Genomic DNA, 13242 nt, shown 5'->3' with positions numbered 1-13242 from the left:
CTCAGAGGCAGGCTGAAACAGCGGAGGACATCGCAGCGCGGATCTCCGGCTCATCCACCAGCGGCAGCACGATGGCAATCTGGCAGGCCTCTTCCAGCGGCACGCCTTGCGCTGTCAGCTGACCGGCTGCAATCAACATGCGCGTCGATGCACCTTCGCGCAGTCCGTGACCCTTGAGGTTCCGGGATCTTTCCGCAACCCGGACAAGAACCCTTGCTGTTTCAGGCTCGACACCGGCTTCACGCGCCACGATTTCCGCTTCGATTGCCGCATCAGGATAGTCGAAGGAAATCGCGCAGAACCGCTGCCGGGTGGATTCCTTCAGATCTTTAAGCACACTCTGATAGCCGGGGTTGTAGGAAATCACGAGCTGGAAGTCCGGATGCGCCTGGACCAGTTCATTCTTCTTTTCCAGCGGCAAATGGCGGCGATGGTCGGTCAGGGAATGGATGACGACCGTCGTGTCCTGCCGCGCTTCCACCACTTCATCGAGATAACAGATCGCACCGTGCCGGACGGCCGCCGTCAGCGGTCCGTCGTGCCAGACGGTACCGTCGGCATCCAGCAGAAACCGTCCGACCAGATCCGACGCGGTCATGTCCTCATGACAGGACACCGTGACGAGAGGACGCTTCAGCCGCCATGCCATGTGCTCGACAAACCGCGTTTTTCCGCATCCCGTGGGCCCCTTCAGAAGGATCGGCAACCGTGCGGCATAGGCGGCTTCATAATGGCCGACCTCCTGTGCAAAGGGGCGATAAAAGGGTTCACTGACAATGCGATAGGCGTCAATCGGGTCCTCAACCGGACCAGCTATCGGTGCATTCATTCCTGAACTTCCTGTTGAAGACGCTGCAGCGGGGGAAATCGCTGCAGCGCCAGGAGGATGCGGCGCTGCGAACCGCATCGCTCGGGAGGATCGCCGGATCAGCGCGTGCTGCCAGGTTGTTGGCCTGCGGCAAGAGCTGATCGATTTCGAACCGGGCGAGAGACTTCCCGCCCGGATTGGACCTGAGCCCTAGCGGTGGGTGCTTGCGCCGTTCGGGATGCCTTCCATCGGACATTCCTCGGTGCCGACCGTCGTGCGGGTCATGGCCTCGACCATCTCCCGCGTTCCTTCCGGATCGTTCACCCAGTTGGCGTAGAAGTTATAGGGGCAGGCTGCCTGGCCCTTGTCGCCGTCACCGGAGTTGATCGTGCCGGTGTAGCCACGGTGTAGCAGCTTGAAGAGGTGGTTCTGCGACTGCATGTTCTTGCGGGCATCGCGGATCCCCGACACCGACATCTGGGCATATTGAATGCCGTTTTCTTCGGTGCCGCATTCCCCCAGCGTCCGGCCATCGAAACCGATCAGGGCTGAATGGCCGAAATAGGAATAGACGCCATCGAAGCCGGCGGCGTTTGCAACCGCCACATAGCAGTTGTTCGCCCAGGCCATGGATTTGGAAATCTGGATCTGCTGCTCCTTGGCCGGATACATGTAGCCCTGGCAGCGGATGATGAGTTCCGCCCCGCGCATGGCGCAGTCACGCCAGATTTCCGGATAGTTGCCGTCGTCACAGATGATCAGGCTTATCTTCATCCCCTTCGGGCCTTCCGAGACGTAGGTGCAATCGCCCGGATACCAGCCTTCGATCGGCACCCAGGGCATGATCTTGCGGTATTTCTGGACGATCTCGCCCTTGTTGTTCATCAGGATGAGCGTGTTGTAAGGCGCCTTGTTTGGGTGATCCTCGTGTCGCTCGCCTGTCAGGGAGAACACGCCCCAGACGTTCGCCTTCTTGCAGGCTTCGGCGAAGATGGCCGTTTCCTCTCCAGGCACCTGGGAAGCGGTTTCGTACATCTCCTTGGGGTCATACATGATCCCGTGGGTGGAATATTCCGGGAAGATCACCAGGTCCATGCCCGGAAGGCCGATCTTCATTCCCGCGATCATGTCCGCGATGTTGCGAGCATTGGCCAGCACTTCCTCGCGGGTATGCAGACGCGGCATCTTGTAGTTGACCACCGCCACGCCGACGGTGTCGTTGCTGCTGGAAATATCACCGTGATACATCAATTCCTCCTTCTAGGAACGGGTTGCCGCGCCTCAGACCACGAGGTGTTCGTGGACAAGGTCGTCGGACAGTTGGGCAATGCCGGAAGTGACCGCGACGGTGCCGCGGTCGAGAATCGCGAACCGGTTCGAGGCCCGGCGTGCGAAAGTGAGGTTCTGCTCCACCAGAACGATGGTGAGGCCCCTGGTTCGGTTCAGGTCGATCAGGACACCCTCGATCTGCTCGACGATGTTCGGCTGGATGCCTTCCGTCGGCTCATCGAGCAGAAGCACCTTGGGCTGGGAAAGAAGCGCCCGACCGATTGCAAGCTGCTGCTGCTGACCTCCGGAAAGGTTGCCGCCCCGCCTGTTCAGGAACTCCTTCAGGATCGGAAACAGCTCCAGCACCCAATCGGCGATCTCGCCCTGGCCCGACTGGGCGGCGAAGGTGCCGATCATCAGGTTCTCGCGCACGGTGAAGGCCGGCAGGATGCCGCGGCCTTGCGGGACATAGCCGATGCCGGCGAGCGCTCTTGCGTGCGTCGGCAGGCTGTTCAATTCCATTCCGTCCAGCTTGACCGAACCGGACGTTCTGCTCATCAACCCGAGGACACTGCGAAGAAGTGTCGTCTTGCCCACGCCATTGCGGCCGAGAACGGAGAAAAAATCACCCTCGTCAATGTCCATGGAAACGGACTGGAGCGCACGGCTTCGGCCGTAGAAACCATCGAGGCCGTTCAGCTCAAGCATGGCCGGCCTCCTTCGTTCCAAGGTATGCTTCCTTCACTCGCTGGTCGCTGGAGACTTCCTCCAGCGAACCTTCGGCAAGCAGCTTGCCCTGGTGCATGACTGAAATGGTTTCAGCGATGTCGCGCACGAATCCCATGTCGTGCTCGACGACTATCAGCGTGTGCTCGCCCCGCAGCCTGTTGAACAGCTCGGCCGTCTTGCCGGTTTCCTGCGCGGTCATGCCGGCTGTCGGCTCGTCCATCAGGATGAGTGTCGGGTTCTGGGCCAGGATCAGCGCGATCTCCAGCCATTGCGTCTGACCGTGAGACAGATGTCCGGCAGCAAGATCGAGATCGTCCTGAAGGCCGACCAGAACCGCAAGACGTTCGATTTCCTCGTCGTCGTGACTTGCACCGAAACGTACGAGGTTGGCCAGAACGCCGGTATTTCGTGATTGACCGATGTTCAGGTTTTCCCGAACGGTCAGTTCGCGGAAGACACTCGGCACCTGGAACTTGCGTCCGATACCGATGCGGGCGATCTGATATTCCTTCAGGGTATGGATCGCCTCCCCCTTGAAACGGATCTCGCCTGAGGTCACACGGGTCTTGCCGCAGATCAGGTCGAGCGCCGTGGTCTTGCCCGCACCGTTCGGTCCGATCAGGCACCGCAGTTCGCCGCTGTTCACATCCAGCGACAATCCTGAGATCGCCTGGAAACCGCCGAAGGACACACTGACGTCCCGAAGGCTGAGGTGGTCGGTTGCCGTCTTCATGACGCCGCCTCCGTGGTTTTCATGACATTGCTCGCGGATTTCCTGGCGCTGCCGGCGAAAAAGGGCAGCCGGTCGACGGCCATCGAGACCGCACCTGCAATGCCTTTCGGCAGAAACAGGACAGCGAGTACGAACAGCCCCCCCATGATCAGCATCCAGCTTTCCAGGAAGACTTCGGATTCCGACAGGGCACCCTGGACGCCGGTCACGATCAGGGCTCCGATGGCAGCCCCCAGAAGGCTCTGCCGGCCGCCCACGGCTACCCAGATCACCACGGAGAGGCTGAGTGGAACGCTAAGGAATGTCGGCGAGGCGAATTCCATCACGATCGTGTAGAGCATGCCGGCCAGACCGGCGATGCCGGCCGACACCGAGAAAACGAAGATCTGATAGAGCGCGACGTCGTAGCCGAAGAAACGGACCCGGTTTTCCTGATCGCGGATCGCTTGCAGGATCATGCCGGTCTTGCTGCGGGTAACCGCGAGCGACAGAAACAGCACGACACACAGGCACAGCGCGACCAGGTAATAGGTTGTCGCGGAATAGGCGTCGAAGAAGAAACCGGCCACTTCGAACTGGGCGAGATCCGTGATGCCGTTGAAGCCGCCGGTGTAGCGCTGCTGATCGATGATCAGGAGATTGACCACCACCAGAACGGCCAGAGTGATGATCGACGCATAGACACCGGTGATGCGCCCGCGAAACATGAACCAACCGAGCAGCGCAGCAAAGGCGGCAGGGATCAGGAGGCCCGCCAGAATGGCGAAGGTCATGGAGTGAAACGGTGCCCAGAACCAGGGCAGTTCGGTGACATTGTTCCAGACCATGAAGTCCGGAAGCCCTTCGCTGCCGGTGTGCACCGGCACGGTGCGCAGCTTGAGGCCCATGGCCATGGCGTAGGACCCGAGGCCAAAAGTGGCTGCCTGGCCGAGATTGAGAATTCCGGCATAGCCCCAAGAGAGACTGAGCGAGACTGCCAGGATGGCGAAGACCAGGTAGCGGGAATATTTGTTCAGGAGAAACGCATCGTCCAGCACGGACGGCACGAGCAAGATGGCTGCACAGAACGCCAGATAGAGCACCAGCCGTGCTGTTGATTTTCCAGTCAGGTTCATTGAATTGCGATCCTTTTTCCGGCCGTGATCACGAGCGCACACGGGTCGAGAACAGGCCTTCGGGCCGAAAGCGGATGAGGATGACGATCGCCAGCAGGACCAGCGCCTTGGCCAGGGTGTCGTTACTGTGGAAGGCCAGGAAACCCGAAAGTTCACCCAGGATCCCGGAGCTTGCGACAGTGCCGAGCAGGCTCTGGGCACCACCAAGGACAACCACCATGAAGGCGTCGACGACGTAGGTCGTCCCCATCTCCGGAGAGACGCTCTTCAGCGGCGACACGAGCGCACCGGCGAGACCGGCAATGCCGGCGCCATAGGCGAAGGTCGACCGGTAGATGCGGGCGGAATTGATGCCGAAGCTGGAGGCGATCTCCCGGTTCTGGGTAATCGCGCGCAGTTTCAGCCCGAAGCTGGTGCGTCGGTAGATGACCCAGGTGATCCCGAAGAGGACAAGCGCAAGACCGAGGATGAACAGCCGGTAGGCGGACTCGCTCGCGCCGAACAGGGACACGCTGCCACTGAGGAACGCCGGGATCTCGACATAACGCAGCTCGCCACCGGCAATCAGCCGGATCGCCTGCTGCGCCATCACGCCAATACCCCAGGTCGCCAGGATGGTGTCGAGCGGCCGGTCGTAGAGATGGCGGATGACCAGGGCTTCCACAGCCCAGCCGAACACCGCGAGAATGAAAAAGATCGGGATCAGGCTCTCCAGCAATCCCATGCCAAGCTGGGACTGCAGGAACCAGGCGCAATAGGCGCCCAGCATGACGAATTCGCCATGCGCGAGATTGATGACCCCGGTCACGCCGTAAATGACGGCGAGGCCAAGGGCGACCAGCATCAGGATCGAAGCGATACTGAGACCGGTCAGGAGTTGGGAGACGACAAGTTCCATCTGCAAGCCTTCAAGGTCTGGAAAACATCAGGTCACGGAAAAGCCGGGCGGCGTGACGACACGCCGCCCGTTTGCGCGCGTCAGCTGCTCTTCAGACCGTCAGCGGTGCAGACCTGGCCGTCGTATGCCTTGTAGGGAATGGGCTCGAGCCAGTCGGCGGATTGTTGCAGGATCTCGAACTGGCCATCCGACTTGCACTGGCCGATCTTCGGTCTCAGCCAGGTATGAAGGTTCTCGCCCTCGATCTTGACCAGTCCCTGCGGCGCGTTGAACTGCTCGCCCTTGACGGCCTCGCGGATGGTGGTCGGATCGATATCGTCCGGCGACAGTTTCTCGACGGCCTGCTTGAACAGATGCACCTGGAAATAGGACGGCTCGGAGACGAAATGCGTGACCTTGTCGCCGCCCCAGCGGGACTTGTAGGCCTCGACGAATTTCTGGTTTTCCGGTGAATCCCAGACCATGAAATATGGTGCGGAGGTAAAATGTCCCGCGGCAGCGGCCCCCCCCATCGCCGCCACTTCGTTTTCGGAAGTGGTCAGGCTGGCCATCGGCATCTTTTCCGGGTCGAGCCCGGCCGCATGATATTGCCGGTGCAGGGCGACAACGGAATCGCCGACCACAGTCGAGAAGATCACATCCGGCTTTTCCGCCTTCAGCTTGTTGATGACGGACGAGAATTCCGAATGGCCGAGCGGCACATATTCCTCGTGAACCACTTCGGCTCCAAGTTCGGCCAGCAACTTCTTGCAGTAGTTGTTCTCTTCCTTCGGATAGATGTAATTCGACCCGATCAGGTACCAGCGCTTGCCGAAATTCTTCACCAGCCAGGGCACGAACTCGTCCTGCTGCTGATTGGGAACGGCACCTGTGTAGACGACATTCTTCGAGCACTCGCGCCCCTCGTAGAGGGTCGGATACCAATAGAGATTGTCCCGCTTTTCGAACACGGGCAGCACGGCCTTCCGGCTGGCCGAGGTATAGGAGCCGAAGACCGAAACGCATTTGTCCTGGAGGACAAGCTTGCGCGCCTTTTCCGCGAAAGTCGCCGGATCAGAAGCCGGGTCCTCAACCACCGGAACGATCTCCATGCCGTTGACACCGCCGGCGGCGTTGATTTCCTCGATCGCCATGATCGTCGCCTTGTTGAGCGACTCTTCGATAATCGCAGTCGTCCCGGTCAGGGAGAACAGAACCCCCACCTTGATCTGGCCGCCGGCGGCGCGCGCCAGTCCGCTGTTCTTGCTCCAGATATGCGGGAAGGTGCCGAGACCGGCTGCCCCGAAAGCGACCGACCCGAGAATAAAATTACGCCTGTTGGTTTTCACGTTGCTGCTCCATAAACAAAAAAGCCCCGTCCGCCCTGCCTTGCGGCAGCTCGTTCGGGGCATCGTCGCCTCTGATTTTTGTGAACGCGGCTATGGTGCCGCTGAGGGAAATGTCTGAATTTCAGACAACAAAAAACCCCACGTTCCGCCAAGACGAAAACCGTGGGGCTCTTTTACCCGGATGTACGTGGCGCTGTTGCCACGAATAACTTTGAAAGATTAGCTAAGAAGTTCGTGCGAGTCAATTATCGCATTTGCAACTGCGCCAATAGTTACACGCCGTTCCATCGCCTGCCGACGCAAATAATTGTAAGCTTCCTCTTCGCTTACATTCTTGACGCGAACCAACAGAGACTTTGCACGTTCAACAAGGCGCATCGTTCTGAGATTTTCGTCAAGTTTATCGATCCGGTTTCTTAGTCGACGCTCGTAAAGAAAGTGCTCGCGCGCCAGGGCGACACAAGTCTGAACCGCGCGCTGGACGACCGGATAGTGCAGCACGCCATGGGCGGCGCAATTATGGATCAGCTTGAGATCCAGATTGCTGACACCGCGATCCACCAACACCAGACCGGCTTCCGGCTCTCCCGGCAACCAGGGGATACGTTTGGGCATATCCTCGACCAGCGTGCAGAACACAAGATCGCAATCGACAGGCAACTGCGGCGGGATCGGCCAGATATGGCGCACCTCGCAACGCAGGCGCTGCAACTCCCGGATCAGGCGTTCGCCATCCGCATCGGGTTCGACGATAACCGCGATCCTGAGGTTCTGATGCGGAGTTGTCGCGGTGGCGTTCTTGCGCATGGCAGCCGCAGCCGACGTTCGTTGCGAAAGCGGACGCTTGGTCTTGGCCGCCGCGTTTGTGTCCATTTCCAGTGTCTCCCCGGTTGTCTGCTTGTTTGTCCAGGTTCTTCGGGAGGTTTGTGTCAGCTGTATTCGAGGCATCGGCCGTACCCAATCAAGTAAGGATCCGCCTTCACGCTGGAGGGCGATTCAAAAACGATATCGAACTGGCCGCTGCGGTTCGCGCGGCCGATGCGGGTCCACAGGTCGGCATGGCCCCAAACGGGGTTGATGGAAACTTCGCCCTGCGGGGCATCGAATTCCGATCCCATGACCGACTGGCGGATCATCGAGGTGTCCATCGAGTTGGTCTCGGCAAGGGTCTTGGCGAAGACATTCACCTGGAAATAGGAAGCCTCCAGACACATGTTGGTCGGCTCGTCCTCGCCGTAGCGCTTCTTGTAACGGTCGATGAAGGTCGCATTGCGGTCGTTGCCGACGCCCTGGAAATAGGAAGCGGCGGTCAGGTGGCCGTCGCCGACATCATATCCCATCGCCCGGATCTCGGCCTCGGTTGTCGTCAGGCTGGCGATCGGCATCACCCTCGGGTCGATGCCGAGATCCGCGTAGGCCTGGTAGAGATATGTAGTCGTGTTGCCGACCACCGTGGAGAAGATCACGTCCGGCTGCAGCTGCCGGATTTCGCGCATGATCGGTACGAAGGAATTTCTGTCCGCTCCCAGCCGGACATAACTCTCGCCGACGACACTGCCGCCGTTGTTGCGGATCAGCTCCCGCATGATGCGATTGGATTCGCGCGGATAGATGTAGTCCGACCCCACGAAATAGAACCGCGTTCCATAGAGCTCCATCAGGATCCGGCACAGCTGGACGCTGTTCTGGTTGGGCGTTGCTCCCGTGTAGATCACGTTGGAGGAAAACTCGAAGCCCTCGTAAAGCGTCGGATACCACAACAGGCCGTTCAGTCTTTCAACCACGGGCAGAACGGCCTTGCGGCTGGACGAGGTACAACAGCCGAATATCGTGCTGCAGCCGTCCTCGACCATAAGCTTCTTTGCAAGAAGCCCGTAGTTGCGCGAGTCCGAACCCGGGTCATAGATAATCGGCTCGATGGGCCGTCCATTGATCCCGCCGCTATCATTGATTTCATCGATCGCCGTCAACGTCCCGCGCAACTGGGTTTCCTCGATCACCGACATGTAGCCGGATTGCGAGAACAACACACCGACGCGCCACGGTTCGGAAGTTTTGCATGAACTGGTCAACCCAAACTCTCCCCTTTCAGTCCTGCGCCGGCCGCAAAAGCGGCCGGCCGGGCTGGCCTTGCCTGTCAGGCACTACCCGCAAGTATTTCCTTCAGCTTCCCGTCCAGAAACGCCACATCAACCGGGCTGGTGCCCGGCCCACCTGCAAAATGTCCCCAAATGGATTCAATCGGAATCAACGTCGCATTCGGCATGTTCGCGACTTCGATTTCGCTGTCTTCCGGCGGGAAGTATAGATCCGTTCGGCCGGGCATCACATATGCCTTCGATTGTATTGCCCCCAGCGCCTTCTTGTAATCGCCATGGTAGATGTCGTTGGCGCTGATATCGCCGTTCTGCCAGGTCCAGAGCATGGCCAGCAGGTTGTTAGCGTCCTTGGGCAGGAAAAATCCTTCCCAGAACGCAACCAGGAAATCCTCCAGCGAAGAATATCCAAGCGTCTTCAGGTCCAGTTCTTCCCGGTAGAATGATTGCGAGAAACCCCAACCGGCGTAGACTCGCGCCATCGCCCGAAGCCCTCGTTCCGGCTTTTTCTCGTACCAGCCTTCCAGAAAGGCGGCATCGGCTGTCAGGGCCGCTTTCACCCCTTCCAGGAACACGAAGTTGTGCCGGGAGCATTTGGCGGACCCGCAAAACGGCACGATCCTCTCGACCATGTCGGGATACATCGCGCCCCAGTGGAAGGTCTGCAGAGCCCCCATGGACCAGCCCGTGACCATCTTGATGCGCTCGACACCAAACTTCTGTGTCATGAGCTGGTGCTGTGCGCGGACGTTGTCATAGGCGGTCACTTTCGGAAACCGCGCCGCGTTGTAGGGCTCGGGCGTATTGGACGGCGAAGATGACAAGCCGTTGCCGAACATGTTCGGAATCACGATGAAATACTCATCGGGATCCAGCGCCATGCCCTTGCCGACCAGCCATTCGTTGTCGACGTGCTGGCCGGAATACCAGGTCGGGTAAACGATGACGTTGTCCTTCGCCGCGTTGAGTTTGCCGAAGGTCTTGTAGGCGAGCTTGCACTCGCGAAGCGTTGCGCCACTCTGAAAGGTGAAGTCGCCCAGTTCGTAAATTTCGTAGTCTGCCATGGAAGGCTATCCTCTGGTTTTTGGTATTGTCCGGCGGCCTTAGCCGCCGGAAATGGGTCAGGCACCGGCCCTTGCGGCCTCTGGCATCCTGTTGAACAGGAGGTAGGCAACCCCACCCGCAAGCCCCGCGGAAATTGCCGTCGAAAACTGCGGCGCATAGAACTCGACGATCACCGCAACGATGGAACCTGCCGCCCAGGCAGCGAATGCAGTCGGGCGCCAGTCACGGTCGATCGTGGCGTTGCGGCGCTGCAGATACTGGTCAACCAGAATGATCGCGCCGATCGGCGGAACAAGGATGCCGAGCAGGGAAAGCCACTGAATGAAGAACGCCCAGACGTTGCCGGCGGCAATGACGATACCGATGACACCCAGGACAACTGCCATCAACCGCATACGGCTGTTGAGAATACGCGACCAGCCGGTTGCGGCATTGTAAAGGCAATGAGCGCAGACAGAGCCGAGATTGCAGTAGAGAAAGAGGAAGGCAAGGACACTGAGAAAGGTCAGCTGCTTGCCGTTCATGTAGCCGAACATGTTGTCCGTGCCGAAGGGATTGGCATCGGGAACCGCAAGGGCTGCCGTCATGATGCCCCCGACCAGCATGGCGCACATGTTGGCGAACGGAAAGGCGCTGAACGTTGCGATGACGGATGCCTTGGTATCCTTTGCCCAGCGGTTGAAGTCCGCAGTCACTGTCCCGGCATCGATGAACAGGGCGATGACCACTGTCAGTCCGACACCCATGGACATGGTCGCCGCGCCGTTGTTGCCGGGATAAGCCGCGATTTCCGCCCAGCTTGTCGTCGACAGGCTGTCGGCAACCACCCAGCCGCCAAGCAGCACGAACAAGGGCACCGACACCAGCCCGATCAGGTGAAGCCCGTGTACGCCGACGAAGGTGATGCCGATGTAAAGCAGGCCGGCGATCACGGTCATCGCGACATAGTTCAGCTCGTAGGCCGAGCTGATCAGGGATCCCGTGATGCCGGTTTGAACCGCGTACCAGCCGAGCAGCAAGGTCGACAGCAGGCCGGAGGCAAGCATGTATCCCTTCCGTCCAAAGACCACGCTGGCGAGAAGTGCGAAATTCATGCCCCTGCGGGTGCCCAGAACTCCCAGCAGGCCGACATAGGCAAACATGATCAGGTTGCCCAGGAGCATGGCCCAGACCGCATTTGTGAAACCCATGCCCAGAACCAGGAGAGACCCGGTCATGGCGCCGGTGATGATCATTGGAAAACCGATCCAGACGGTCGTGACCGAAAAGGTGCTCCTGCGGGCCGACATCGGGACCGGCGTGTGTTCATATTCTTCTCCGAGAACATGATCCACTTCGTCCAAGGCTTCCGCCTCGCCGTGTAACTTGCTCATTTTTACCCCTCATTTTTATTGTTCTGCCGCGCCCCGGCAGTTGTTCGGGGTTTCTCTCGCGGCACATCGCTGAGCGCAAAAGAAAAGGCCTCCCTACAGCTTCGTTTCCGAAGACATAGAGAGGCCTTTTCGCCTGCGAATTTTAAAGTGGCCCCGTTGCCACGTTCCAATCACTTGGAGATTGAAACGTTATCGAGAGGTTTTACTTCTGTCAACAAAATCGGCACACGGCTTCTGCCGAATTTTTGACCAGCCACCTAAAAGATTTTTCTTATTAATTTCAATTAATTACAGCAAATGCTTCACACAGGCGCCCGTCAGGCAAACATCAAAGCACTCTATTCGGGCTGCTGTTTCGCGATGTCAGGGGTTGGAATTTTCTTTCGCCAAGCCCTGACACCGGTTTCCGAAAATGGCGCAACATCGGCCTCTTCAACTGCGTAGTCCGCCTGCTGTGACGCGCTTCTGCGTTTGTCTCGATGCCTATTCCTGGGTCAGATGCTCGAAGAAGGTCGAGCCTGAATAGTCCTTCCGGAAAAGGCCCAGATCACCCAATGCAGGAACCACCTGTTCCAGGAGCAGGCGTACCGCGTCCAGAGATCCGCCCGGAAAGGCGACGAAACCGTCGATCGCACCTGCCGCTGCCCAGTCCTTGATTTGTGCGACCGCATCGGAAGGTGTGCCGACGACGAGCCAATGGGCCGAGCCGATAACCTCCGGCCGGCGCAGCAGGTCTTCGACGGCCGGTTCGTCCCGCTCGATCATCCGCCGCAGAAGTTGCGAATGGGTACGGCTGCGCACCGTTTCCGGTGGCGGGGGCAGATCCGTGGCTTTCACCTGTCGTTTTGCCGGCCAGTCGCAAAGATCGAGCCCGGTCATTTCCAGAACAGTTGCCAGGCACCGGTCCCGGCTCACGCGTGCGTTGGTTTCGGCAAAGAGCTCCTCCGCCTCCGCCCTGGTCGGCGCAAGATAAAGGCTCAACCCCGGCAAAACCCGGATATCGTCACCCTTTCGTCCGCGCTGTTCGGCCCGTTTGCGCAAATCGGACCGCAAGTCCATGGCTGCCGCCTTGTCCGGTGTCGAGGCGAAGATCGCGTCCGCCACCGAAGAGGCAAAGTCACGGCCTGCACCAGAAGCCCCAGCCTGCACAAGCGGTATCCGTGTCTTGCCGAAGCGCGGCAAGTTGAGCGGGCCCTTCACGTTGAAGAACGAACCTTCGTGGTCGACCGGTTTGACCAGATCCGCATCGGCGAAAAGCCCGCTTTCCCTGTCGAGCTTGAGAGCTTCATAAGGAAAGCTCTCCCAGAGCTGCCGGACGACTTCGGTAAATTCGGCAGCCCGTGCGTAGCGTTCCTCCGGGCTCGGCATTTCGGAAAGGCCGAAATTCGCGTTGCCGTCCAGCGCGGTGACGATGTTCCAGCCGGCCCGCCCGTTGCTGAGCCAGTTCAGCGACTGGATCTGCCGGGCGACGATATAGGGTGGAAAGAAGGTCGTCGACGCTGTCGATAAAAGCCCGATCTTCGACGTCTCGCGTGCGATCGAGGCCAGCAGCAATGTCGGGTCAAGACTGGCGAACCCGGTGCCGGATGCCAGCAGCCCGGCGTTCAGAAACAGCGAGTCCGGCAGAAACGCAAAGTCCAGTTTGGCCTGCTCCGCACGGAGTGCGACGTCGAGATAAAAATCACTGCCGTAAAGGCCTTCCACGCCACTATCCGCACGACGCCACGCGTCGCCGCTGAGCCATGTCGGGGCGAGCGACATGCCGATATGCAATTTCTTTGAGGGGGTCATCAAATCCGCTCTTGATTGGATTGGAAACGAGTTCGAG

General features: G+C 59.3%; 12 protein-coding genes. All 12 read right to left on the bottom strand.

The genetic code is table 11. From position 1 onward, the window contains the following. Position 1: 1 nt before the first annotated feature. Positions 2-829, bottom strand: coding sequence for a CbbQ/NirQ/NorQ/GpvN family protein (locus FIV03_RS29450; RefSeq protein WP_055661031.1), 828 nt, complete (start codon positions 827-829; stop codon positions 2-4). A gap of 189 nt (positions 830-1018) precedes the next feature. Next, on the bottom strand, positions 1019-2056 hold the full coding sequence (locus FIV03_RS29445; protein WP_152512327.1) for an aliphatic amidase: 1038 nt from the start codon (positions 2054-2056) through the stop codon (positions 1019-1021). A gap of 33 nt (positions 2057-2089) precedes the next feature. After that, positions 2090-2785, bottom strand: a complete 696-nt coding sequence (gene urtE, locus FIV03_RS29440; RefSeq protein WP_152512326.1) for an urea ABC transporter ATP-binding subunit UrtE — start codon at positions 2783-2785, stop codon at positions 2090-2092. After that, positions 2778-3539, bottom strand: coding sequence for an urea ABC transporter ATP-binding protein UrtD (gene urtD / locus FIV03_RS29435; RefSeq protein ID WP_152512325.1), 762 nt, complete (start codon positions 3537-3539; stop codon positions 2778-2780). Before urtD ends, urtE begins: the two co-directional genes overlap by 8 nt. Beyond that, positions 3536-4654, bottom strand: coding sequence for an urea ABC transporter permease subunit UrtC (gene urtC / locus FIV03_RS29430; protein WP_152512324.1), 1119 nt, complete (start codon positions 4652-4654; stop codon positions 3536-3538). The genes urtD and urtC overlap by 4 nt, the downstream gene beginning before the upstream one ends. A gap of 28 nt (positions 4655-4682) precedes the next feature. After that, entirely contained in the window at positions 4683-5552 is an 870-nt protein-coding gene (gene urtB / locus FIV03_RS29425) for an urea ABC transporter permease subunit UrtB (protein WP_152512323.1), read from the bottom strand. An 80-nt stretch (positions 5553-5632) separates the two neighbouring features. Beyond that, on the bottom strand, positions 5633-6880 hold the full coding sequence (locus tag FIV03_RS29420) for a transporter substrate-binding domain-containing protein (protein WP_286202324.1): 1248 nt from the start codon (positions 6878-6880) through the stop codon (positions 5633-5635). A 219-nt stretch (positions 6881-7099) separates the two neighbouring features. Then, positions 7100-7753 (bottom strand): ANTAR domain-containing protein, encoded by a 654-nt coding sequence (locus FIV03_RS29415; protein ID WP_173014012.1) that lies wholly within the window; start codon positions 7751-7753, stop codon positions 7100-7102. A gap of 56 nt (positions 7754-7809) precedes the next feature. Continuing rightward, positions 7810-8952 carry a transporter substrate-binding domain-containing protein gene (locus FIV03_RS29410; protein WP_286202323.1) on the bottom strand — a complete coding sequence of 381 codons (1143 nt, stop codon included), beginning with the start codon at positions 8950-8952 and terminating at the stop codon, positions 7810-7812. A 65-nt stretch (positions 8953-9017) separates the two neighbouring features. Next, entirely contained in the window at positions 9018-10040 is a 1023-nt protein-coding gene (locus FIV03_RS29405; protein WP_023001373.1) for an alpha/beta fold hydrolase, read from the bottom strand. Between the two features lie 57 nt (positions 10041-10097). Next, positions 10098-11414 (bottom strand): cytosine permease, encoded by a 1317-nt coding sequence (locus FIV03_RS29400; RefSeq protein WP_077294379.1) that lies wholly within the window; start codon positions 11412-11414, stop codon positions 10098-10100. 483 nt (positions 11415-11897) lie between these two features. Then, entirely contained in the window at positions 11898-13205 is a 1308-nt protein-coding gene (locus FIV03_RS29395; protein ID WP_152512321.1) for an NtaA/DmoA family FMN-dependent monooxygenase, read from the bottom strand. Positions 13206-13242: the final 37 nt, after the last annotated feature.

The organism is Labrenzia sp. THAF187b, assembly GCF_009363375.1.
GTDB classification, from domain to species: Bacteria; Pseudomonadota; Alphaproteobacteria; order Rhizobiales; family Stappiaceae; genus Roseibium; species Roseibium algicola.
This window is presented reverse-complemented; position numbering and strand designations above follow the sequence as displayed.